The sequence below is a fragment of the Staphylococcus sp. HMSC056G08 genome, from assembly GCF_001812305.1.
GTDB lineage: Bacteria > Bacillota > Bacilli > Staphylococcales > Staphylococcaceae > Staphylococcus > Staphylococcus simulans.
In genome coordinates this window covers 1-25,310 of sequence record NZ_KV808544.1, presented here as the reverse complement: position 1 = coordinate 25,310, position 25,310 = coordinate 1, and the positions used below count along the sequence as shown (strand labels likewise).

Genomic DNA, 25,310 nt, shown 5'->3' with positions numbered 1-25,310 from the left:
AACACGGTTGTGCTCCTATTTTATTTTAAAATTTAAAATTGTCGTAAAATTCTCTCTATTTTATGCTAGAATATCAAATATATTAAATTTTAAGGGGGCATTTTATGGAATGGTTAAAATTAATAGGTATTCTAGTTATTATTATCGGATTCCTATTTAAGTTTGATACGATTGCGGTTATTTTAGCTGCTGCAATTGTAACCGGACTTGTATCCGGTATGGATTTCTTTGAAATATTAGACGTCCTCGGCAAAGCTTTTGTCGATAATCGCCTGGTATCTCTTTTCTTATTAACCTTACCTATGGTTGGTTTAATTGAACGATTTGGATTAAAAAAACAAGCAACCGTATTAATCGGAAAGGTTAAATCCATGACCAGCGGACGTTTATTATCCTTATATTTATTAATTAGAGAAATTGCAGGACTCGCTTCCATTCGGATCGGAGGTCATCCTCAATTCGTACGTCCGTTAATTAATCCGATGGTTCAAGGGGCATTGAAAACAAAATATAATTTAAAACCTGAACAAATCGATGAAAAAGATGTGGAGAAAATTAAAGCAGAAGCTTCGGCTATGGAGAACTACGGTAACTTCTTTGGCCAGAATTTATTTGTAGGTCCTGCTGGTGTACTTTTAATGGTCGGTACATTTAATTCACTTGATATTAAAGTCAATGCGGTCAGTTTAGCGCTTGCTTCTGTACCAATCGCAATCATCACAATTCTGATTGTCGTAGTTAAAAATATTTTGTTAGACCGTTACCTAGAACGTAAATACAGAAACAAGGAGGATCAAGCATGAGTCAACATACATTAGATACTATCCTTGAGTTCTTTTATATTTTAATTGGTATCCAATTACTTTATACAGCTTACCGTGTATTGCGAGATCCAAACAAAGAAAAACGTATTGGCACTGCCCTCTTTTGGGTATTGCTTGCGATAACATTTATTTTTGGACCGTATATACCAAACGTAATCAATGGTGCACTTATCTTGTTAATGGGACTATTAACATTAACGCGTCAGGTTACTATCAAAAACATTGTGGACGTTACTGAGGAACAAGGTAATCAAGGCGCTGAACGTTTTGGCAATAAACTCTTTTGGCCAGCAGTTGTTTTAGCTGTTGTAGCTGTCATCATTTCAAACTGGACACCTCTTGGTGGCGCTATTGGCTTAGGAATTGCTTCAGTTGTCGGTTTGATTGCTGCGTATTTCATTATCAAGCCTAAAGCAAAATACATGTTATATGACAGTGATAGATTGACACAACAAGTTGGAACAGTTGGTATCTTACCGCAATTCTTAGCAGCATTAGGAGTACTATTTACAGTCAGCGGTGTTGGCAAAGTGATTTCTAACGGTATTTCAAGTTTCTTACCTGAAGGCAATCACTTAATTGGCGCCACTGCGTATATATTAGGTATGGTCATTTTCACAATGTTGATGGGTAATGCATTTGCAGCTTTTACTGTTATTACCGCAAGTATTGGTATTCCTTTCGTCATTGCACAAGGTGCTGACCCTGCAATTGCTGGTGCACTAGCGATGACTGGTGGTTTCTGTGGTACCTTATTAACGCCAATGGCCGCAAACTTCAATACATTACCTGTTGCTTTATTAGAAATGAAAAATGAATTCAGTGTCATCAAAGCACAAATCCCAGTGGCTTTCATATTAATCTTAGTACATATCGGATTAATGTATTTCTGGGCATTTTAATAAACAGATAAAGGAGAAGATAACATGAATATTTTAGTTACAGCTTTTGATCCGTTTGGTAAAGAAAAAACAAATCCAGCTTTAGAAGCAGTGAAGTTATTACCAGAAACAATCGGTGAACATACGATTACGAAATTAGAAATCCCTACTGTATTCAACGAATCGGTTGAAGCTATTAAACAACAACTTAAAATTGAAACATATGATGCGGTACTTGCTATTGGACAAGCTGGCGGCAGATTTGATTTAACACCCGAACGTGTCGGCATTAATGTAGATGATGCAAGAATTGCAGATAATAAAGGTAATCAACCCATTGATGAAGTTATTCAAGAAGATGGCGCACCTGCTTACTTTTCAAATATGCCAGTAAAACGCCTGACACAAGCGATTAAAGATGCAGGTGTTCCTGCTTCACTTTCAAATACTGCAGGAACTTTTGTATGTAATCATGTACTCTATCAATTAGGATATTTGCATGCGACTACTTTCCCTTATATTCAATTTGGTTTTATTCATGTACCGTTCATTCCTGAACAAGTCACGAATAAACCGAATACACCTTCTATGGCGCTAGATACTATTGTTAAAGGGTTGGAAGCGGCAATCTCAGAGTTATCAGCAGATAATCGTGATGAAACTATCGCATTAGGTGAAACACATTAATTTAATAAGATGTATACAAAATAACCGCCTCATCGGGCGGTTATTTTCATATGCTACTTATTCAGTTTACGCTCAGTATAGCTTAAGAAATATTTTATGATTGGCGCGATTAAGAATAAAATGAAGAAAATTCTAAAGATATGGAAACTAGAAATGATGGCTACATCAGCATGTGTTTCCATCGCAACCAAGACAATTTGACTCATACCTCCGGGTGCTGCACCTAAGAATAAATCATTTAACGGCATATGATTAAAGAGTGATATTAAATAGACCATGACACCAGCTAATAAGATGAGCATAACATTTTGGAAAGCAATAGCAACTGCCACGCGTCCTTTTAAATCATTCATTAATTTAGAAATTTGAATACCGATTCTAATCATATAGGCAATCTGTGCTGCTGCAATTAAATAGTTATCCAGTGAAAATGTTTCATTCGTAAACATGTTCCAAGCAATTAATACCACAATTGGAGCCAGCAATTGCTTCGTTGGAAAATTAATTTTTGCCATTACAAAGTAAACGATCGCAATAGCAACAATCAACAATACGATTTGTCCAATATTCAACACGTGAGTGAGCGGTTCAAGTTCCACCAATTTACTGCTAGATGCTTCTCCGCTTCCACTCGACATAAAATAAGACATCATTGGAACCAAGATGACTACGAAGATAACACGTGAAGTCTGTGTTAAACTCACTACTAATATATTGGCACGCTTGTCTTCCTCAGCCATAATTAACATCTGGCTTAATGCTCCAGGAATAACACTTAACAATGCTGTTTCATTATTTACTTTTGCAATCTTTTTAAAGAAATATGCAATCAGTATTGCCATCCCCAACAGCAATACTGTTACTAAAACAATAGATAACCAGTTTTGCGTAATATCATTTAAAACCGTCCGTGTAAATGTGGATCCAATTTGTACCCCTAGTAAAATTAAACCCAACTGACTGAGCCAAAACGGCCATTCTACTTCCAACTTGAAGACTCGGATACAAATGATACTTGCGATTATAGGACCAAACATATAAGGCAGCATGATATTCATTGCAGATAGAATCAAACTGATAACGATTGCTAGTAATAATACGATAATATTATTACGCAATTTTTTATTCATTGATTACCACTACCCTTATCCCACTACTTTTCATTCATTATCATCATAACACGCTTTATACGAAAGTTATAAGAATTGATTTCTAACCGATATTATAATCGTTCACAAAAATAATTTATACAAAAAGAGAGTGAGACACCTAGAATTTGATGTCTCACTCTCTAATTAAGTGAATTTATATTATTTATTTGTGACGCGTTCAAATGCTTTATCAAACGCTTCAATTGTTCTCTCAATATCTTCTTTTGTATGCGCAGTAGATAAGAATGTACCTTCGAATTGAGATGGTGGTAAGAAGACGCCTTCTTTAGCCATTTCACGATACATTTCTGAGAAGAGTTTCAAGTCACTTTGGTTTGCTTGAGCAAAGTTAGTCACTGGACCTTCATTTAAGAAGTAACCAATCATTGAACCTGCTCGGTTAACTGTTAATGGTACATTATGTTTTTTAGCAACTTTTTTCAAACCTTCTTCTAAAATATCTCCAAGTTCATTGAAGTATTCGTAGCTTTCTGGTGTAAGTTGACTCAATGTTTCATAACCACTTGTCATTGCTAATGGGTTACCTGATAATGTACCTGCTTGATAAATTGAACCCACTGGCGCAATTTTATCCATAATTTCCGCTTTACCGCCGAATGCACCGACTGGTAAACCGCCACCGATTACTTTACCTAAGCAAGTTAAGTCAGGCATAACATCGAAGTAACCTTGTGCACAGTTATAACCAACTCTGAAGCCAGTCATAACTTCGTCAAAGATTAATAATGAACCATACTCATTCGTGATATCTCTTAATCCTTGTAAGAAACCTTCAATTGGTGGAACAACCCCCATATTACCTGCTACAGGTTCTACAATCACGCCGGCAATGTCATCGCCATACATTTCAAACGCTTGTTTAATCGCATCTAAATCGTTATAAGGCACTGTAATCGTACTTTTTGCTGTTCCTTCAGGTACGCCAGGAGAATCTGGTAAACCTAAAGTCGCAACACCAGAACCCGCTTTAATTAAAAGTGAGTCACTATGACCATGGTAGCAGCCTTCAAACTTCACGATTTTATCGCGGCCTGTGTAACCTCTAGCCAAACGAATTGTATCTTGAGTTGCTTCCGTACCTGATGAAACCATTCTGACTTTTTCAATTGATGGTACACGGTCGACTACAAGTTCTGCTAATTTAATTTCTTCTAATGTAGAAGCACCAAAACTTGTACCTTTATCGACTGCTTTATGCAAGCTGTCAATCACTTGTTTGTTTTCATGACCTAAAATTAAAGGTCCCCAGCTTAATACATAATCAATATACTCATTTCCATCGATATCATAGATTTTAGAACCTTTACCATGATCCATAAAGATTGCTGGCATATCTACAGATTTAAATGCACGAACTGGACTATTCACACCGCCAGGCATTAATTTTTCTGCTTTTTTAAATGCTTCAATAGACTTTTCGTAACTCATTTATTTGTCCTCCTTATCTAAATAACGACAAACATCTTTCGCGAAATACGTAATAATCATGTCTGCACCTGCACGTTTCATTGAAACCATTTGTTCCATAACGTTACGTTCTTCGTCAATCCATCCTTGTAATGCAGCTGCTTTAACCATACTGTATTCACCGCTGACATTATATGCGATAACTGGAACATTCGTTCTTTCTTTAACATCTCTGATAATGTCTAAGTAACTTAACGCAGGTTTCACAATCATCATATCTGCACCTTCTTTTAAGTCACTTTCAAGTTCAAGCAGTGCTTCACGACGGTTAGCTGGATCCATTTGATACGTTCTGCGATCACCGAATGATGGTGTTGATTCAGCAGCATCACGGAATGGACCATAGAAACTTGATGCATATTTAATACCATAGCTCATGATTGGAATATTGTAGTAACCTGCATCATCTAAACCTTTACGAATTTCAGTCACAAAACCATCCATCATATTACTTGGCGCAATGATGCCAGCACCCGCTTCTACTTGAGAAATTGCTGTTTTCACAAGCAATGGTAATGTTTTATCATTATCAACATCATGTGTATGGTCATCAATTAAACCGCAGTGGCCATGATCTGTATATTCACATAAACATGTATCTGCTAACACTAACATGTCTGGATAAAGTTTTTTAGATTTTCTAGTTGCCTGTTGTATGATACCTTCACGTGCATAAGCACCTGTACCCACTGAATCTTTTTCATTTGGGACACCAAAGAACATCACCGCTCTGATACCTAAATCATAAGCTTCTTGCAATTCTTCTTCTAGGTGATTCAAGCTGATTTGATAAATCCCTGGCATAGATGGAATTTCTTGTTTAACATCGTCTCTTTCTACGACAAAGATAGGATAAATCAAATCTTCTTTACGTACGTGATTTTCTCTTACAAGACTGCGCATTGATTCATTAATACGTAATCTTCTGTGTCTATCAAAACTCATTTAAGATTCCTACTTTCTTTTATTGTATAGATTAAACCATCAATTGTTTGTTTTCGTGCTATGACAGCATCATAACCATTTTTACGAACTGTTTCATAAGTTGGTTGACCAATAGCATAACACTCAAAATCAGGTTGTACTTGGCATCGTTTCAATGCTTTAAAAAAGTTCTCAGCGGAAGATGAACTCGCAAATGCAATACCATCAGCTGACTGTTCTTTTAACAACTTAATCGCATAAAGAATATTCTGTTGATGCTCAACAGGTTCATATAAATCAATTTTTACCACATCTGCCCCACGTTCTTTTAATACCTCTTCTAATATAGGTCGTGCTGCTTTACTGCTGGGTATAAAAATAGAGGCTCCTTTTTTGAACGTAAACTTATCTAGAAATCCTTCTTGTGAAAAATCTTCAGGACAAAAATCTACTTCTATACCATGTTGTTCACAAAAGCGTTGTGTTTTTTCACCTATAACTGCTACCTTTTCATAGCGTAATAGTGAAAGATACGGTAAAAAATATCGCACTGCATTTTTAGAAGAAAATACAAGCCAAGTATAAGAACGATTTAAAACAGAATCATCAAAAGCGAGTGGTTCTAATTTAATAAAAGGCAAATGTATCCATCCTTTATCTTCTGTTGGCATTGAACTAGATTGCGTCATTATGACTGATGCACTCATAGCAATTCATCTCCGACTTATAGATTAGGCTTCATCATTTAATGCTTTAATGATTTCATATGCACCTTGTTCTTTCAAGACATCACTTGCTGCTTTGCCAAGTTCAACTGGGTTTTGTCCGTTAACTGTATGTTCAAAGCGTTGTTTACCGTCAGGTGACATGATCAAGCCTGTAAATGTTAGCTGTCCGTCATTATCAACAGTTGCGTAACCTCCAATAGGGACTTGGCAACTACCGTTCATTTCTTTAAGAAACGTACGCTCTGCAGTAACGCATTCTGCTACGCTTTGATTATGCACTTTTTTCAACAGGTCTAAAAGTTCTTCGTCATCACTACGACATTCAATTCCTAGTGCACCTTGACCGATTGCTGGAATGAGTAAATCTGGTTGTAAATACTCGGTAACGATATCATCAGACCAACCCATTCTACGTAGGCCTGCAGCTGCGAGAATAATCGCATCATAATCTTCAGTTTCTAGTTTATTAAGTCTTGTATCGATATTACCTCTAATCCATTTGATTTCAAGATTAGGGTATTTTGCTAGGATTTGTGCGCCACGTCTTAAAGAACTTGTACCAACAATGCTACCATCCGGTAAATCTGCAAGTTTCACATGATTTTTAGAAATAAATGCATCAAATGGAATTTCTCTATCAGGAACACAGCCAAGTGTTAGCCCTTCTGGTAATTCACTTGGCACGTCTTTTAAAGAGTGAATGGCTAAATCAATCTCATGGTCAAATAAGGCTTGTTGTATTTCTTTAACAAACAAACCTTTACCCCCGACTTTAGAAAGTTGTCTATCTACAATCTGATCACCTTTTGTGACGATTTCTTTGATTTCAATATCTAAATCTGGTTGTACCTCTTTTAACTTTTCAATAAATTGACGACTCTGAGTCAATGCCAATTTACTTCTTCTTGAACCAACGACAAGCTTACGCATGCCAACGTCCTCCTCTGCATAAGGTTATACTTTATCCGAAGAAATTCGGAAAATGAGAAATAAACAATAAGTTGAACATACTGAAAAGATAAATCAGCATATTAAATAAAACATGATTTAAAGGGCTTACCCATTTTCTTGTTCGTAAGAGAATGTAGATACCATAACAAATCATTACAATTATTGAAGATACCACTTTAGGATCTAGCAAAATATTGAAACCTATTGTCTGAAAACCCCATTGTGCGCCTAAAATTACTCCGATAATTAAAATAACTAATCCGATGACTGTTGAATAAAACGTCATCTTTTCTAAGCTGTACACACTACCTATTCTAAAATATTTTTGATCGAAATGCTTGTGTTTAAGGTTACGATACTGCAATACATATAACACACCATTTACAAATGCGAGTGAAAATAATGCATAACTGATAATGGCCAGCGAGACATGTATAATCAACAATTCATGATTAACATTGAATTCTGCATCTCGAATATATGTTTCATTTGGTCTGAAGGTATGTATCGACATCACAACAAACCCAATGGCATTAAACAAAAATATAGAAAAGTCTAAATGTTTTACAACACTGATGACTATAGAAATCGATAAAATCATCCAGTTCAAAAAATAAAACACATCAAAGACCGAACCGAGCGAAACCGCTCTGGCCATATTGATATATAAAGACAAAGAGATTGTTTGCAGTAACCAAACAATCCCTAGTGTGTAGAACCCTAAGGTTCTAATTTTATGATTCTTTTTAAAAAAATCATAAAAATAGCAAGAAATACTGAGTAAATAAATCAGCAAGGTTACTTCATGGAAACGCACGAAAAATATATCTTGCATATCATCACCATACTATGGCTGTTTAATCAAAACCTAAGATTTGTCTTGCTGAAAGTCGGCGTTCTTTTTTTGCAACACTCTTTTCATATTCGCTTTCAGCTTCAATATCAAAGATATTTTGGAACAGCTCTAATTTTTCACTGCTATTTTTATCATTACTCAATTCTTTAGCTTGTTTAATCGGATCTTTCAACATTTGATTAATGATACTTTTAGTATGTTTAGAAATCACTTTACGTTCACGTTCACTTAAATCAGGTAATTTACGGTCAATGCTATCCATAGTTTCTTGTTGGATATGCATTGCTTTTTCACGTAAAGCTCTGATAACAGGAACGACACCTAACATGTTGACCCAATCGTTATGCGTTGCGATTTCATGTGGAATTTGTTCAGCGATTTGCGCTGCTGCTGCTTCTCTTTCACGTAAATTAGCATCAACAAGTCCTTTTAGGTCATCGATATCGTAGCTGAAAATGTTCATGTCGGATTCAATAGCTGGATCAATATCTCTAGGTACCGCAATATCGATTAAAACCATTGACTCTTGTTTACGTTGACGTTTTACAGATTCCATTATATTTCGAGTAATAATATAGTCAGATGCACTTGTTGAACTAATTACTATATCCGCATTGACTAATAAGTTTTCTAATTCTTCCATAGTGGCATAAGAAGCTTGATGCTTCTCTGCTAATTGACGTGCACGCTCAGCTGTTCTATTCACAACCGTAACATGTTCGATACCTGAACCCATTAGGTTCAGTAATGAGAGTTCACTCATTTCGCCGGCACCAATAATCACAGCGTGTTGTGATTTAAGATTGCCGAATACTTTTTTAGCTAATTCTACGGCTGCATATGAAACACTGACAGCATTATCAGCAATATCTGATTCATGATGTGCACGTTTCGCAAATGTGATTGCTTGTTTAAATAAATGATTGAAAATCGTACCTGTTGTACCAACTTCTTGTGCTGTAAAGAATGCATCTCTCATTTGGCCAAGAATTTGTGTTTCCCCTAACACAATAGAATCTAAGCCTGAAGTTACATTAAATAAATGTTCTACAGCTTCATCCCCCACCAATGCTTCAGACATTGATTTGATTTCTTCAACTTCTAAACCGAATTTACGCGCTAAAAAGCGTTGGATGTAATAACGTCCAGTGTGAATCTGGTCTGCTACTGCATAGACTTCTGTTCGGTTGCATGTTGATAAAATCACGTTTTCTAATATTGATTTAGTTTCAAATAAATCAATATGCGATTCTTGTATGGCATCAGCTTTGAAAGCAACTTTCTCTCTCAGTGCTACATCAGCGGTACGATGGTTGATGCTTATCGCAATTATATGCATTTTTAACGCCCTCCATACTATTGACAATACACTAATTATAACACACAAATTTAAACCTTAAAGCCATCAAACCTTTTTAATTAGAAATATTCTAATCTAGAAAAGGCCTAGTCATAATTTTGTCATATTTCACTTTAAATGCTAACTACATCCATATTATTGACACATTTGCTAAAAAGTTGATACTCACAATCTTTATCATGATTCACAGGTTTCATAAACAATAAAGGTCATCTTTTTTACATAAAACTCATTATAAATAACTTTGAATCGCATTCCATATCACTTGTTGATTCTTATTATTTATCGATGAATAACTGATAATTGTATCTTCACTTTCCATTTCAAGTTTTTCTCTAATCACTTTAAGATGCTTTTGAATCTTACCTTTAGCGATTTTATCTTGTTTCGTCGCAATGATTAAAACCGGCAGATCATAATACTTTAAGAAATCATACATCAGTACATCGTCTTGAGTCGGCGCATGTCTAATATCAATTAATTGGATTACCAGCTTCAATTGTTCACGTTCAGTAATATATTTTTCTATCATTTTACCAAACTGTTCTCTCTGTTTTTTACTTACTTTCGCATAGCCATAACCTGGTACATCCACAAAAACAAGTTGTTGATCTATATCATAAAAATTCAATGTTTGTGTTTTCCCTGGCTGTTGTGAAGTTCTTGCCATATTTTTACGTCCAATCATACTATTGATGAACGTTGATTTGCCTACATTTGAACGCCCGCTTAACGCCACTTCATCAAGCCCTGTTTCTGGATACTGATCGGGTTTGACTGCACTGATTAACAGTTCTATATTATTTGGGTTGATATTCATATTCGACCTCTTTTCTACTACTTTTAGATTGATTCGCGTTTCATTATATCAAATTTTAATTTTAAAAGTGAATATATTATCAAAAATGCCCATAAAAATAGCACTCTCATACTCTCAACAGAGTAAAAGAGTGCTTGATTTATCTAAACTATGCAGAAGTTTTTTCTAAATTCACTTTGTTACCTTCTGCATCGTACAATTCTGGTGTAGATTCATTATTGATTGTATCAGCAGTGATAACCACTTTTGCTACATCATCTGTAGACGGAATATCATACATGATTTCAATTAATGACTCTTCAATGATTGAACGTAAGCCACGTGCACCAGTTTTACGTTCGATAGCTTTTTCAGCAATCGCTGATAAAGCTTCTTCAGTAAATTCTAGTTCAACATGATCTAGCTCAAGCATTTTTTTGTATTGTTTAACTAACGCATTCTTAGGTTGCGTTAAGATATTTTTCAATGCTGAAATATCTAATGTTTCTAAGTTTGCGACAATTGGAATACGTCCGATAAATTCTGGAATTAATCCATAAGATTGTAAATCTTCTGGACGAATGTGTTCTAATAGTGCACTTTCATCAACTTTCGCCGCTTCATTGCTTGCGAAGCCGATTACTTTTTCACCTAAACGACGTTTGATGACATCATCGATACCATCAAAGGCACCACCAAGGATAAATAAGATATTCGTTGTATCAATTTGAATAAACTCTTGGTTAGGATGCTTACGTCCGCCTTGAGGTGGAACACTTGCTGTTGTACCTTCTAGAATTTTAAGCAATGCTTGTTGAACACCTTCACCTGACACATCACGTGTAATTGAAGTGTTTTCTGATTTACGTGCAATCTTATCAATTTCATCCACGTAAATAATACCTTTTTCAGCTTTATCAATATCAAAGTCAGCTGCTTGGATTAAACGTAGTAAGATATTTTCTACGTCTTCACCAACATAACCTGCTTCAGTTAAACTTGTTGCATCCGCAATCGCAAATGGAACATTCAATGTTTTAGCTAAAGTTTGTGCAAGTAATGTTTTACCGCTACCTGTAGGTCCGATTAAAGCAACGTTACTTTTTTGTAGTTCTACATCGTCATCATTCGGTCCTAGTTGTTGGATACGTTTGTAGTGGTTGTATACAGCAACAGATAATGATTTCTTAGCTTTTTCTTGACCAATTACATAGTTGTTTAATTGATCCATAATCTCTTTCGGGGTCGGTAAATCTGTAAATTCTTCTGTAGCAGTTTGCGCAAGTTCTTCTTCAACAATTTCTGAACATAATTCAATACATTCATTACAAATGTACACGCCGCTACCAGCTACAAGTTTCTTAACTTGGTCTTGGTCTTTACCACAGAAAGAACATTTCAATTTTTCTTCATCTTCATTGAACTTAAACATTTATTATTTACACCTCTATTCCATAAAGACTATACTAAAACACTTTATAGTATGCAATAAATGTGTTTATAGACTTTATCGTTTCTTTTAAAACCTGTATATATCCGACATTTTTGCAGGTTTTAGTTCATTTACAATTATTTTTATTTTATCTATGGTAATTTCATTACTTTATCAACTTGTATATTGAATATATCATTTTGTAAAGGTTATGCAACAAAATTGCTTACAAACAATATAGCACAAGCATATCTAAAACGAAATGATTCCGACCGTAAATCACTGTAGAGGATGAAATCACATGTTTTAATTCATATGATGCACATGCATCTCAGTATGAATCAGTTATCATGCAACTTCACCCTCTACCTATTCATTTATTCAATTGGAAATGAATGAATTATTTTTCTTCTTTTTCTTCTTCTTTGTTATCTTCTTTACCTTCAACAAATTTAGCATTGTCTACTAATAAATCAATAACTTTTTTAACACGTACATCACCTTTAATTAAGTCAGTGTTGCCTAATGTTTTCTTGATATCTTCAGCAGAGATACCGAATTGTGTACTCATTGCTTCTAACTCTTTATCAACATCTTCTTCAGATGCTTCTACGTCTTCAGCATTCGCAATCGCAGTTAATGTTAAGTTAGTTTTAACACGTGCTTCTGCGTCGTCTTTCATTTGTTCTCTTAATTGAGATTCATCTTGACCAGAGATTTGGAAGTAAGTTTCTAAGTTAAGACCTGATTGTTGAATACGTTGTTCGAATTCTTGCATCATACGGTTTAACTCAGTGTTAATCATAGCTTCTGGAATATCTACTTCAGCATTTTCAACTGCTTTGTTGATTGCTTCTTCTTTTTCAATATTTTCAGCATTGACTTTCTTTTCTTCTTCAAGACGTTTGCGAAGATTTTCTTTATATTCATCAACGCTATCTGCATCTGAATCTAATTCGTTCGCAATTTCATCGTCTAATTCTGGAACATTTTTGTATTTGATTTCATTGATTTTTACTTTGAATGTTGCTTCTTTACCAGCTAATTCTTCAGCGTGGTATTCTTCTGGGAATGTAACTTTAACGTCTTTTTCTTCACCAGTTTTTAAGCCAACTAATTGTTCTTCGAAACCAGGGATGAACATACCTGAACCGATTTCTAAATCGTAACCTTCAGCTTGTCCGCCTTCAAATTGTTCACCATCAACATAACCATCGAAGTCTAAGTTTACAGTATCGCCTTCTTCAACTGCACCATCTTCTTTGATTACCATTTCAGCTAAGTGACCTAAGCTGTGATCAATTTGTTCTTGTAATTCTTCGTCTGTTAATTCAGCATTTTGTCTTTCAATTTCAAGACCTTTGTATTCACCAAGTTTTACTTCTGGTTCAACTGTAACAGTAGCGTTGAATTTCAAGTCTTTACCTTTTTCGATTTGTGTTACTTCGATTTCTGGTTGATCAACTGGTTTGATACCAGTTTCTTCGATAGCTTCACCATAAGCTTCTGGTAATAAGATATCTACTGCATCTTGGTAAAGTGCTTCTACACCAAAACGTTGTTCAAAAATTTGGCGAGGAACTTTCCCTTTACGGAAACCAGGAATATTTACTTGTTTAACTACTTTCTTGAATGCTTGATCGATTGCTTGATCTACTTTTTTAGCAGGAACTGTAACTTCTAAAACGCCTTGGTTACCTTCCTTTTTTTCCCATGTTGCTGTCATGTATAAAAACCTCCATGATAATCCTTTTTTAATTTTTCAACTTTTTCATTATAGCATACGTATAAATTGGTTACAAACCTGGTGATTAGAACGTATACGCAATGTTAAAACAAACTAATTTTTCATTTTCTATCAAGGTCAATAATATCATATTACCCCAATTATTGAGTGATATTCTGTTCTATCGCATGAATCCACTTCAAGACAGGTTCACTCATATGTTTCTCTGCTGATTCTGATAGATTCAACATATCTTCTATATAATTGAAGAATGTGTCAATCCATGCGTCTACAGGTGCTTCTTGTTCGATTTCCAATGGATAAATACCAATTGCAAAACCTTGCAACATCTGTGAAATTTCACTTCGCATCTGACTGCCGAATTGGTCTTCAAATTGTTGCATCACCGCTGGAATTACCTTTTGTGTAAAAGATGCATATTCAAGTCCTGGCAGAGCTTTCGGTACGACTTTAAATTCTGCATTATTTTTAACAAAATTGATTTCGTGTTGATACTGCGCTTTTTTCAAATATTCTAAGATAATTGTTTGCACATGCGAATGAAGTCGTTCTTGATTTAAAATTTCCGCAAAAGTTTCCGCAAAGCCATATTGGCCTTCATGCATCATATCGAATAATAAATATAACTGTTGATCAATAGTCAGCGTTGTAAAGCGACTCATTTTTGAAATATAGTGCTTTTTATTTTGATTCAGCTGCATTTGTGCATCTTCTTTAATAGGAAACAACTGCATGCGTATATCATGATCTTTTACTTGATCAATAATCTGATTGAACAGGTTAACACATTCATAATATTGGCCTAACCCATGCAGACTTGTCATATAATACACCATTAAGCGATTATATGCATCGAAGCCTTGTTTCAACAAGATAATCGCTTCTTCACGCAATTCTAAGTATTGTTCCATTCTCAGAAGCATTTCACACTTCAGTAAAGCCAGGTCAGTATCGAGCTCAAAATCTTTTTCATACTTCATAAAAAGATCATACATCTCATCATACTGTTCATGCTTAAAAGATGTTTTAATATCATTAATCAATTTAGATTGATTTTGTGGAAATGGGATTATGTCAGTCATTATTAACACCCGCTTCTAATTAAATGCTTGTAAGATTAATGCACTCCATGTTTCAAAATCATCGTAATTTTCAATTTTACCTTGATTCATCCATTTGATTTTAAGTGTGTCAGTTTCTTTTGCTTCTACACTATTTGAATCTACTCTGATTTTAAATACGACACCTAAATGAACTTCTCCTACTTCGTTCGTATCATCGTTAATAAAACCAATGTATTCCATGTTTTGTGTTTTGCTGCTGTTAAGACCGACTTCTTCTTCTAGCTCGCGTTGTGCGTTCACACGTAAGACTTCATTAATAGATTGTGCATCCATAACATCATTCATATGACCGCCGACACCAATTGATGACTGTCCATGCAGACGACTTTCACCGCCACCAGAAAGGCGTTCATATACTAATATTTCGCCCTTTTCGTTCTCTAATAAACAATATGAAATTAATTGTTTATATGTCGGATCTTCTTCCATATCACCGCGACGTTTCACTTCGTACTTGTCTAAGTTATCGAAAATCGCTTCCCCTGACGGATCATTTTTTGATAAGAAACCATTAAATGCGTCTTTTTCTTTGTTAAAAACAATTTCTCTTGGTACTACAATTATTCTTTCATCAAATTTCGACATGTGTTTCTCCTTTACTTTGTGTTTATGTACTTGTCTGTATTCTATCAAAGTTTTAAAATCAACGTAAAGTTGTATTAAAAAAACTCAATCATCAGTACGCTTATCTACCAATGATTGAGTATTGTAAATGAATTATTTTAAAGCTGCTTTAGCTTTTTCAACTAATTCGCCGAAAGCTTTGTCGTCTGAAATTGCAATTTCAGAAAGCATTTTACGGTTAATGTCGATGTCAGCTTGTTTTAAGCCATTCATTAATTTTGAGTAGCTTAAGCCGTGGTTGCGAGCTGCTGCATTGATACGAGTGATCCATAATTTACGGAAGTCACGTTTTCTTTGACGACGGTCACGGAATGCGTATTGACCTGATTTCATTACTTGTTGTTTAGCTACTTTATATAAAGTATGTTTAGAGCCGAAGTAACCTTTAGCTAATTTGATTACTTTTTTACGACGCGCTCTTGTTACTGTTCCACCTTTAACACGTGGCATATTGAATTCCTCCTTGGTTATATCTATAACTCTGATTATTTTTGATTTGTTTCAGGCGCTTTCTTTATTTCAAAGCTAAAGCTGACCTGTGTGTTTATCTCGTTAATAACTTATTTTTTGTAAGCTAATAATTGTGCTACACGTTTCATATCACTTTTAGAAACTAAAGCTGATTTACGTAATTGACGTTTTTGTTTAGTGCTTTTGTTTGCGAATAAGTGAGAAGTATAAGCTCTTGAACGTTTTAATTTACCTGAAGCAGTTCTTTTAACACGTTTAGCTGCTCCGCGGTGTGTTTTCATTTTAGGCATAATGAAATTCCTCCTGTAATATCTTTAAAAATTATTTTTCTGCTAGTGGTGCTAGCATAATAAACATTTGACGGCCTTCCATTTTAGGCTTTTGTTCAACTGTAGCGATATCTTTGCATTCACCTGCAAATTTCTCTAATACACGTTGACCAATTTCCTTATGAGTGATGGCACGTCCTCTGAAACGAATTGAAACTTTACATTTATCGCCTTTAGTTAAGAATTTGCGTCCTTGTTTCAACTTAGTTTGGAAATCATGTTCCTCAATTGTTGGACTTAAACGAATTTCTTTAACATTGATAACTTTTTGTTTTTTCTTCATTTCTTTTTCTTTTTTCTGTTGCTCGAATTTGTATTTACCGTAATCCATAATACGAGCAACAGGTGGTTTAGCGTTAGGCGCTACTACGACTAAATCTAAACCAACACGATCAGCCATTTCTAATGCTTCACGTTTTTGTTTAACACCGATTTGTTCACCGTCTTGACCAATGACACGAATTTCTCTTGCGCGAATTCTATCGTTAACTTGCGTTTGATCTTTTGCTATGGTTAACACCTCCGTTATATTTACGAAATATCCCAAGTAAAAAAGAGCGGACACAGAAGTGCCCGCTCTTTTCCATAAAGTCAACGTCATCATTGTAACGTTGTTTTGGACCTGCCAACAGCCTTAAGCGTCGCTACAGGTGAGAAGCGGGAAGCTTCTACTTGGTTCGTTTCGTATTCAACGTATACAATCATATCAACATTACAAGACAAAGTCAATTAAAATTTTTAACTTTATTTAAATTGGCTCATATCCACGTCTTGACTTAAGTCAACTTGTTTCAATGGAATTTTTTTAGTTTTATATCTGATTTTATGATACAAGAAGAATGCTAAGAAAACTGGAATACCCATGTAAGTGATAATGAAGCGATTGGGATCAAAATCACCTGTTTTAATGAAATCAACATCTTGGCCGATAATAACAATCACACATAAGATACCTGCGAATATCGGACCGAATGGGAACCATTTAGCTTTGTATTTCAATTCATGTTTATCATAATTTTGGACTTTAAATGCACGTCTGAATCGGTAGTGACTGATTGCAATACCAACCCATGCGATAAAGCCTGTCATACCACTTGCTGCAACGATGTATTCATATGCATCACCGCTTAAGCGTTGTATTAAGAAGATTAATACTGTTACGGCGCCAGTTGCGATTAATGCTAAGAATGGCACACCATGCTTTGTAGTTTTACCAAATGCTGATGCTGCAAGTTTATCTTTACTCATAGAGTACAACATACGTGTTGATGCGTACATACCAGAGTTACCTGCTGATAATACTGAAGTTAAGATAACTGCGTTCATAAATGATGCCGCAAACGCTAAACCAGCATTTTTAAATACTAATGTAAATGGTGATGTCGCGATGTTATCTTCTCCGCCCATCAATGCTGGATGAGTATAAGGAATAATCATACCAATTACAAAGATAGCTAAGATATAGAATAATAAAATTCTCCAGAATACTTGTTTAATTGCTTTTGGTACAGCACGTTCAGGATTTTCTGATTCCCCTGCTGTAATACCGATTAACTCTGTTCCTTGGAATGAGAAACCAGCAATTAAGAATACACCTAAGATTGATAATAAGCTTCCGCCTAAATTACCACCTAAAATCGGGCCGTCACCAGAAGTAAATGTTTCAAATCCGATGAATTTACCGCCCATGATACCGACAATAGTAAGTAAACCGATACCAATAAAGACAATAACTGTTATTACTTTAATTAATGCAAACCAATATTCACTTTCACCATACACTCTAACTGATAATGAGTTTAAAGCGAAGATGATGATAAGGAAGAGTACACTCCATGCCCATGCAGGAATGCCTTTCATTGGATCCCAGTACTGAATCACTTGCGCTGCAATAGTTACGTCAGCTGTTACAGTGATAACCCAGTTAAACCAATAGTTCCATCCTAAAGCAAAGCCTAATGATGGGTCTACAAATCGTGTTGCGTACGTACTGAATGAACCAGATACTGGTAAGTACGTTGCCATTTCTCCTAATGATGTCATCAAGAAGAACACCATAATACCGATAACTGCGTAGGCGATTAATGCGCCGAGTGGTCCAGCATCATGAATTGCACCGCCAGATGTAACGAATAATCCTGTTCCGATACATCCCCCGATGGCGATCATGGAAATATGACGGTCTTTCAGACCTCTTTGGATGCCTGCATCCTGATTAGATTGATTGTTCATAATCGATTCCTTTCTTTAGTATAGAGGCTTGCATGAATACAAAAAATGATGGCCGCTACAGATATGCGACCATCACTTGAAATTTATCATATACGGTAGCACATCACATTATGTGACAGTCCAGTTCCTATTCGGAAACTGACCCAAAATACAATAGTTATGGCTATTGTAAATTTCGGCATCTTTGCCTTTAACTTATTCAACCTACGCTCCAATAAAGCTTCTGATAAGCAACTCATCAAAGATGCAACCTCTAACACTTTTTTAATATTTAATTAACTACATTGTAATATACCTTAATTCAAGACTGATTTCAAGGTCTTAATTCGAACGTTGTTTTTTTAGACGAATTTCATCGACTAAATTCCAGATGAATTCATCTTTTTCTACAGTTTCTTGATCTTTAGAACCGTATTTACGCACGTTCACTTCATTGTTTTCAATTTCTTTGTCTCCAATTACAAGTTGATATGGGATTTTATGCATTTGTGCTTCACGGATTTTATATCCCATTTTTTCATTACGATCATCAATTTCTACACGCACACCTTGTGATTTTAATTCATCTTGGATTTGACGTGCATAATCATAATGTAAGTCCACATTAACTGGGATGATTTCAACTTGCATTGGTGCTAACCAAGTTGGGAAAGCCCCTTTAGTTTCTTCAGTTAAGAATGCTACGAAACGTTCCATAGTTGATACCACACCACGGTGGATAACTACTGGACGGTGTTCTTCACCATCTTTACCGATATAAGCTAAGTCGAAACGTTCTGGTAATAAGAAGTCAAGTTGAACTGTTGATAAAGTTTCTTCTTTACCCATAGCTGTTTTAACTTGAACGTCTAATTTAGGACCGTAGAATGCCGCTTCACCTACCGCTTCTTCATACGGTAAGTTCATTTCATCTACTGCTTCTTTCAACATTGCCTCAGCTTTGTTCCACATTTCATCATCATCGAAATATTTCTCTGTATCTTCTGGATCACAATAGCTTAAACGGAAGCTGTAGTTTTCGAAACCAAAGTCTTTGTATACTTCTTGAACTAATTCAACTACACGTTTGAACTCTTCTTTAATTTGATCTGGGCGTACGAAGATGTGTGCGTCATTTAAAGTCATACCACGTACACGTTGTAAGCCTGATACCGCACCACTTGCTTCATAACGATGCATTGTACCTAATTCAGCAATACGAATTGGTAATTCTCTGTATGAATGTGGTTTATTTTTATAAATCATCATATGGTGTGGGCAGTTCATCGGACGTAATACCATTTCTTCAGTTTCGTCCAATTTCATTGGTGGGAACATGTCATCTTGGTAATGATCCCAGTGTCCTGAAGTTTTATATAAGTCAACATTAGCTAAAACAGGTGTATAAACATGGTCATAGCCTAAACTAACTTCTTTATCTACGATGTAACGTTCAATTTCACGACGAATTGTTGCACCGTTTGGTAACCATAATGGTAAACCAGCGCCTACTAATTGACTGTTCATAAATAAGTCTAATTCTTTACCGATTTTACGGTGGTCACGTTCTTTACGTTCTTCAAGCATTTTTAAATGTGCTTTTAATTCTTTTTTATCAAAGAACGCTGTACCATAAATACGTTGTAACATTTTATTGTTGCTGTCACCGCGCCAATATGCACCTGCTGTAGATAATAGTTTGAACTCTTTGATTTTTGAAGTAGATGGTACGTGTACACCACGGCATAAGTCAGTGAATTCACCTTGTGTATATAGTGTCACATTTTCATCTTCAGGAATTGCATCGATTAATTCTTGTTTATACGGATCGTCTTTAAAGAAGTCTTTCGCTTCATTACGGCTGACTACTTTACGTTCAATTTTATGATTTTCATTTACAATTTGTTTCATTGTTTTTTCGATTTCAGGGAAATCATCTGAAGAAATTTTAGCATTAGTATCGAAATCATAGTAGAAACCGCCTTCAATGACAGGACCTACACCGAATTTCACGTCGCCATACAAACGTTTTAATGCTTGTGCCATTAAATGCGCTGTAGAGTGACGTAACACTTCAAGTGCTTCTTCACTGCCAGGAGTTACGATTTCAATTGATCCATCTTCTTCAAGTGGACGAGTCAAATCAACCATTTGTCCATTAAATTTACCTGCTACTGCTTTTTTTCTTAACCCAGGACTGATTGATTGTGCGATTTCTTCAGTAGTAATGCCTTTATCAAATTCAGAACTGTTGCCATCTGGAAATGTAATACTAATTTTGTCCATTCATAAACGCCTCCATTTATAATCTTCACGTAAAACAAAAAGAACCCCGCCCTATAAAGGGACGAGGTTCTCGTGATACCACCCTAGTTTAAGAAACAGAACATTCCCATGATACTGTTTCTCATCTCTGCATAAGATAACGGTCTTGAGCCGGATATCCATTACGAATATCATTTATCTAAAAGGGAGTAACATATTAGTATGTTAACTGCTTTCTCATCATCAGCAATTTTCTGTATAACAGTGAAAAACATGTCATATCCTTTAATGTTTACGTTGATTTAGATTTAATTCTATTATAACTCATTTTCAAAAAATATCAATCATCACGATAATTCTCGCCGACTAATTCATAGGGTTCTGCTAAAGATTTAATACGTTCCATAATTCTAGCAGCTTTTGTCTGTTCAGAGCCATCTCGCGTCATCGCTAAATGGTGTTCTAAAGCTTTGAAATCAAAGTTTGAGCTAAAGAATGTCGGCAACTCTTGTACCATTCTATAATGCAGTAATGGTCCGATGACTTCGTCACGCACCCAAGGTGTGACTTCTTCTGCACCGATATCATCTAGCATGAGGATATTCGCTTCTCTGACCACTTGTAATTTACGTTCAAATGAACCATCTTTAAATCCATTTTTTAACGTACGGATGAATTCAGGTAGGTATACAATCGTTGAAGGAATCAGTTTGGACTTCAATTGATTGGCAATCGCACCTAAAATAAAGGATTTACCTGTACCAAAAGAACCATATAAATATAAACCTTTAACACTTTCTCCTCTTACGATTGCTTTGCATAATTCATCAGCTTTCATAGCTACATTTAAACGTTCACGATTATCCATATAAATATCTGCTAATTTAGCATCTAACGTATCTCTCTGCATATGATGTGAAGTGATTAAATGTGCTTCTCGTTGTTCTTGATCGTGTTTGATTTTGCATGGACATGGAAGGTATTTGATTTTAATTCTGTTATGTTCAATATAGAGTTCAGGTACATGACCTTTAACAAAGTTAGGACAATCTTTGAATTCATGGCCATCATAATGTTTTTGCTGGTCTTTATATTCTTGCAAAATATTCAAGTCTTCTTCAATCATCCGATTCGTTACTTCAGATTGATGTTCTTCTAGGAAGCGTTTAACGTCAGGATCATTAATTACATCTCTTTTGATTTTCTCAAATCTTTTTTGAAAATCTGGAGATGTCTGCATGATATTACTGAAACGTTTCATATTATTCATCCTCCTTCCATGTTTCTTTTAAGTGTTGTAAAAAGGCTGCACTATCTTGCGCGAGAGATTGGTCGGTTGAAGCGGATGAACGTTTTTCACCTTTCTTACGACGTTTTTCATGTTCCCGATTCAACAGCCAATCAGGTGTAATCTCTTTCGATACAGAATTTCTTCTATTATTAAAGCGTTTTGGACCGCTTTGTTGTTGATAACTTTTAGTTTGACGTTCTTGTTCATCCTTTTTCAACTTCATCACATGATGATAGGCTTCTTCTGCAGAACTGATTTCCAATTTTTTCCAGTTTGATGCAATCTCTAATATATACTTTTTAGTCAATTTCATCCCACTGTTTAACATGGCGTATTGTAATAACATATTAATTACACCAAACGGTAATTGTTCTCGCACGATTATGTCTTCTATCATATATTTTTGTTGAGGTGTCGGTTCTGAACCCGACCACCCTGTCAACATATCAATCGGACTTAAATTATCCATTAATTTAAACCATTGTTTAAACTCTTCATCTGTTTGAGGAATAGAATTGATTTCTATTTGTGCCTCTTCAACAGTTTCTGGTCGAACAGGTTCTGCTTGCGCCTCTAAAGACGGCAATTGATTTTCGTGTTCAATCGCATAAAACGCACGCGCTTGTTTACGTAACTCTTCAAACGAAATTTTTTGTGCACTTGTCAGCGATTTTAAAATCAAATTCTTCATCCCTTCCGGCGTTATACCGTATAGCACAGCGAGTTGTGTAATGAGATGTTTCGTTTTTTCTTCTATTATTTCTGCACTGACAAAATGATTGCTTAGTAATTGATACAACAATTCGAAGTCAAAGTGAACACGGTCTAAGTTCATACCATCGTATTTTTGTGTTTCTGTTATTTGATGTGTCGTATCTACCTTATCTAACGCATGATTTGGTACTTTAAAAACATCTGTAAAATTTCTTGTCACTTCATGATAATTTGATAAATCAACTTGTGTCGATTCAAAATAACGACGTAATTCATGGAAACGTTTACCCTCAACTTCTTTATAGAGATAAACAGATAACATAGGATCATTGAAAAATGTTTTTGGTGATGGCGGATCGACTAACAAATACACAAATTGTGATTGATTTTCATCATGTTTTGCATAGGTTTTAATCAGTCCAATCGCTTCCAAACGATTCATTTCTTCTCTGAATTGACCTAGGTTTAATTTCAACTCACTCATAATCACATAATGTGTATAGTCTTTTTGTTGTTTAACCTCTGCAAACTGAGAAAGATAATGATACACACCGATGGCTGTTGTACCGATAAGTGGTGTAAACAAACGGTTCAATACTTCGAGTTGAGATGCAGAAAGTTTTTGTGCTTGCAGCACTTTGAATGGATCTTGCGGACGTAATCCAAAGTCATTTTGACTCAACTTCATCAAGATTCACTCCGTTTATTCTTTTCTTGTAAGATGCCTTGCATAGATTCAAGCAATTGATCGACATCTTTAAATTCTTTATATACAGAGGCGAATCTTACATAGGATACTTGATCCACATGCATTAATAAATTCATCACATGTTCGCCAATTTCTCTTGAAGAAACCTCTGCATGGCCTTCATCTCTTAAACGCCATTCTACTTTATTTGTAATATCTTCAAGCTGTTGATAACCGACTGGTCTCTTTTCACACGAACGAACGAGCCCATTCAATATTTTGTCACGTGAAAACTGCTCACGTGTGCCATCTTTTTTCACTACGATAAGCGGACTCATTTCAATATGCTCAAATGTAGTAAAACGAGTGCCGCAATTTTCACATTCACGACGTCTGCGAATGGCATTGGCTTCATCAGCATGTCTAGAATCTATCACACGAGAATGCGTAGAATTACATTTAGGGCATTTCATTCATTTTCACCTCTTTAATTGATTACGCCTATTATACTATAAAAGTGCAAGTCACAAAAGAAAGGAAGCCAGCACATAAAAAAACCAGTTAATCAGAGCCCTACTTCTGATTAACTGGTTAAAAATTTATGACAGCAGTTTCAATTAAGCTGTTGCTTTTTCTTTTGTTTTTAACAATTCACCAATTTGAACTGCAATATCAACAACGCGGTTAGAATAACCCCATTCATTGTCGTACCATGCAATCACTTTAACTTTCTTGTCATCCATTACAAGCGTTGACATTGAATCAACGATTGCTGAGTTAGGGTTTGTGTTAAAGTCAACTGATACAAGCGGCTCATCTGAAACAGCTAATACGCCTTCTAAGTCAGCATCTTCAAATGCTTTGTTGACTTGCTCAGCTGTTACATCTTCTTTTAAGTCTACTACTAAGTCTACTAATGAAACGTTTTTAGTAGGAACACGAAGTGCCATACCATGTAATTTACCTTCTAATTCAGGTAAAACTTCTTTCAATGCTTTTGCAGCACCTGTTGAAGTTGGGATAATACTTTCGTTACAAGAACGCGCACGGCGTAAATCTTTGTGTGGGTTATCAATATTTTTTTGGTCGTTTGTAATCGCATGTACTGTAGTCATTAAACCGTTTTCGATTCCAAAGTTGTCGTTTAATACTTTTGCTACTGGACCGATACAGTTTGTCGTACATGAAGCATTACTAAAGATATCGAATTCTTCAACATCTAAGCTGTCATCGTTAACGCCTTTAACAACCATTTGTACGTGACCGCCTTTTGAAGGACCTGTTAATAAGACTTTTTTAGCGCCTGCTTTAATATGTGCATCCGCTTTGTCTCCGTGATTAAATTTCCCAGTCGCTTCTATGACAATATCAATATCTAAATCTTTCCAAGGTAAATTTTCTGGATTACGATCTGAAACTAATTTAATATCATGACCATCAATACGAATACCATTTTCTGTCGGTTCTACATCACCGTCATATTTACCATGTGTTGTATCGTATTTTACTAAATGTGCAATCGTTTCTGGAGGATAACTCGCATTAATTGCCACTACATTTAAATCATCATTTTTAGAAGCAATACGCAAAACCATGCGCCCAATGCGTCCCATTCCATTAATTGCAATATTCGTTGTCATAAAAAGCACCCCTCGTTTTATATGTGTTATACTTTATGGAATCAGTATAACATATTCACGTTAAAATGAAAGCGTTTTAGCAAAATAATTAAAAAAAGGCTCTATACTATTTAGGACTGGTGATA

At 35.4% G+C, this 25,310-nt stretch carries 24 protein-coding genes, 1 riboswitch and 1 other annotated feature; of the genes, 3 read left to right on the top strand and 21 right to left on the bottom strand.

Translation table 11 applies throughout. The annotated features are described in order from the left end of the window. Positions 1–104: 104 nt before the first annotated feature. The 3 genes from HMPREF2846_RS13670 to pcp are packed head-to-tail and all read left to right on the top strand — an operon-like array spanning position 105 to position 2,392. Complete coding sequence (locus HMPREF2846_RS13670) at positions 105–803, top strand: DUF969 domain-containing protein (RefSeq protein WP_070626887.1); 699 nt, start codon at positions 105–107, stop codon at positions 801–803. Beyond that, positions 800–1,726, top strand: a complete 927-nt coding sequence (locus HMPREF2846_RS13665) for a DUF979 domain-containing protein (protein WP_023016079.1) — start codon at positions 800–802, stop codon at positions 1,724–1,726. The genes HMPREF2846_RS13670 and HMPREF2846_RS13665 overlap by 4 nt, the downstream gene beginning before the upstream one ends. 24 nt (positions 1,727–1,750) lie before the next feature. Next, on the top strand, positions 1,751–2,392 hold the full coding sequence (gene pcp / locus HMPREF2846_RS13660; protein WP_002481142.1) for a pyroglutamyl-peptidase I: 642 nt from the start codon (positions 1,751–1,753) through the stop codon (positions 2,390–2,392). A 53-nt stretch (positions 2,393–2,445) separates the two neighbouring features. Here the strand turns inward: pcp and HMPREF2846_RS13655 are convergent, their stop codons facing one another. The 21 genes from HMPREF2846_RS13655 to HMPREF2846_RS13555 all read right to left on the bottom strand — a co-directional run bounded on the left by HMPREF2846_RS13655 (position 2,446) and on the right by HMPREF2846_RS13555 (position 25,185). Beyond that, on the bottom strand, positions 2,446–3,522 hold the full coding sequence (locus HMPREF2846_RS13655; RefSeq protein ID WP_002481143.1) for an AbrB family transcriptional regulator: 1,077 nt from the start codon (positions 3,520–3,522) through the stop codon (positions 2,446–2,448). 180 nt (positions 3,523–3,702) lie between these two features. Continuing rightward, positions 3,703–4,992: a glutamate-1-semialdehyde 2,1-aminomutase gene (hemL, locus tag HMPREF2846_RS13650; RefSeq protein ID WP_070462575.1), complete on the bottom strand. Its 1,290-nt coding sequence runs from the start codon at positions 4,990–4,992 to the stop codon at positions 3,703–3,705. Beyond that, positions 4,993–5,976, bottom strand: a complete 984-nt coding sequence (gene hemB / locus HMPREF2846_RS13645) for a porphobilinogen synthase (protein WP_070626885.1) — start codon at positions 5,974–5,976, stop codon at positions 4,993–4,995. Then, on the bottom strand, positions 5,973–6,662 hold the full coding sequence (locus tag HMPREF2846_RS13640; protein WP_070626883.1) for a uroporphyrinogen-III synthase: 690 nt from the start codon (positions 6,660–6,662) through the stop codon (positions 5,973–5,975). The genes hemB and HMPREF2846_RS13640 overlap by 4 nt, the downstream gene beginning before the upstream one ends. A 24-nt stretch (positions 6,663–6,686) precedes the next feature. Then, complete coding sequence (gene hemC / locus HMPREF2846_RS13635; protein WP_002481147.1) at positions 6,687–7,613, bottom strand: hydroxymethylbilane synthase; 927 nt, start codon at positions 7,611–7,613, stop codon at positions 6,687–6,689. A gap of 31 nt (positions 7,614–7,644) precedes the next feature. After that, positions 7,645–8,469, bottom strand: coding sequence for a cytochrome C assembly family protein (locus tag HMPREF2846_RS13630; RefSeq protein ID WP_070626881.1), 825 nt, complete (start codon positions 8,467–8,469; stop codon positions 7,645–7,647). A 22-nt stretch (positions 8,470–8,491) separates the two neighbouring features. Continuing rightward, positions 8,492–9,829: a glutamyl-tRNA reductase gene (hemA, locus tag HMPREF2846_RS13625; protein WP_070626878.1), complete on the bottom strand. Its 1,338-nt coding sequence runs from the start codon at positions 9,827–9,829 to the stop codon at positions 8,492–8,494. 253 nt (positions 9,830–10,082) lie between these two features. After that, positions 10,083–10,670 (bottom strand): ribosome biogenesis GTP-binding protein YihA/YsxC, encoded by a 588-nt coding sequence (gene yihA, locus HMPREF2846_RS13620; RefSeq protein WP_023016081.1) that lies wholly within the window; start codon positions 10,668–10,670, stop codon positions 10,083–10,085. A gap of 148 nt (positions 10,671–10,818) precedes the next feature. Further along, positions 10,819–12,081: an ATP-dependent Clp protease ATP-binding subunit ClpX gene (clpX, locus tag HMPREF2846_RS13615; protein ID WP_023016082.1), complete on the bottom strand. Its 1,263-nt coding sequence runs from the start codon at positions 12,079–12,081 to the stop codon at positions 10,819–10,821. 400 nt (positions 12,082–12,481) lie between these two features. Then, a complete protein-coding gene (gene tig, locus HMPREF2846_RS13610) occupies positions 12,482–13,807 on the bottom strand; it encodes a trigger factor (protein ID WP_023016083.1) in 1,326 nt (441 codons plus the stop codon). 161 nt (positions 13,808–13,968) lie between these two features. Next, entirely contained in the window at positions 13,969–14,910 is a 942-nt protein-coding gene (locus tag HMPREF2846_RS13605) for a hypothetical protein (protein ID WP_070626876.1), read from the bottom strand. Positions 14,911–14,925: 15 nt separating this feature from the next. Beyond that, entirely contained in the window at positions 14,926–15,537 is a 612-nt protein-coding gene (locus tag HMPREF2846_RS13600; RefSeq protein WP_023016085.1) for an NUDIX domain-containing protein, read from the bottom strand. 132 nt (positions 15,538–15,669) lie between these two features. Continuing rightward, positions 15,670–16,026 carry a 50S ribosomal protein L20 gene (gene rplT / locus HMPREF2846_RS13595; protein ID WP_002481155.1) on the bottom strand — a complete coding sequence of 119 codons (357 nt, stop codon included), beginning with the start codon at positions 16,024–16,026 and terminating at the stop codon, positions 15,670–15,672. Positions 16,027–16,136: 110 nt separating this feature from the next. Then, positions 16,137–16,337, bottom strand: a complete 201-nt coding sequence (gene rpmI, locus HMPREF2846_RS13590) for a 50S ribosomal protein L35 (protein ID WP_002481156.1) — start codon at positions 16,335–16,337, stop codon at positions 16,137–16,139. A 31-nt stretch (positions 16,338–16,368) separates the two neighbouring features. Continuing rightward, positions 16,369–16,896, bottom strand: a complete 528-nt coding sequence (gene infC, locus HMPREF2846_RS13585) for a translation initiation factor IF-3 (protein WP_031262802.1) — start codon at positions 16,894–16,896, stop codon at positions 16,369–16,371. Between the two features lie 23 nt (positions 16,897–16,919). Beyond that, positions 16,920–17,056: a sequence feature (ribosomal protein L20 leader region), on the bottom strand. A gap of 64 nt (positions 17,057–17,120) precedes the next feature. Beyond that, complete coding sequence (locus HMPREF2846_RS13580) at positions 17,121–18,608, bottom strand: amino acid permease (protein ID WP_070626874.1); 1,488 nt, start codon at positions 18,606–18,608, stop codon at positions 17,121–17,123. Between the two features lie 88 nt (positions 18,609–18,696). Next, positions 18,697–18,872: riboswitch (Lysine riboswitch) on the bottom strand. 57 nt (positions 18,873–18,929) lie between these two features. After that, positions 18,930–20,873, bottom strand: a complete 1,944-nt coding sequence (gene thrS, locus HMPREF2846_RS13575; protein WP_070626870.1) for a threonine--tRNA ligase — start codon at positions 20,871–20,873, stop codon at positions 18,930–18,932. A 319-nt stretch (positions 20,874–21,192) separates the two neighbouring features. Continuing rightward, positions 21,193–22,113, bottom strand: coding sequence for a primosomal protein DnaI (gene dnaI / locus HMPREF2846_RS13570; protein WP_002481160.1), 921 nt, complete (start codon positions 22,111–22,113; stop codon positions 21,193–21,195). A gap of 1 nt (position 22,114) precedes the next feature. Next, complete coding sequence (locus tag HMPREF2846_RS13565) at positions 22,115–23,545, bottom strand: replication initiation and membrane attachment family protein (protein WP_070626868.1); 1,431 nt, start codon at positions 23,543–23,545, stop codon at positions 22,115–22,117. Next, positions 23,545–24,018: a transcriptional regulator NrdR gene (gene nrdR / locus HMPREF2846_RS13560; protein ID WP_002481162.1), complete on the bottom strand. Its 474-nt coding sequence runs from the start codon at positions 24,016–24,018 to the stop codon at positions 23,545–23,547. Before nrdR ends, HMPREF2846_RS13565 begins: the two co-directional genes overlap by 1 nt. A 144-nt stretch (positions 24,019–24,162) precedes the next feature. Continuing rightward, a complete protein-coding gene (locus tag HMPREF2846_RS13555; RefSeq protein WP_002481163.1) occupies positions 24,163–25,185 on the bottom strand; it encodes a glyceraldehyde-3-phosphate dehydrogenase in 1,023 nt (340 codons plus the stop codon). Positions 25,186–25,310: the final 125 nt, after the last annotated feature.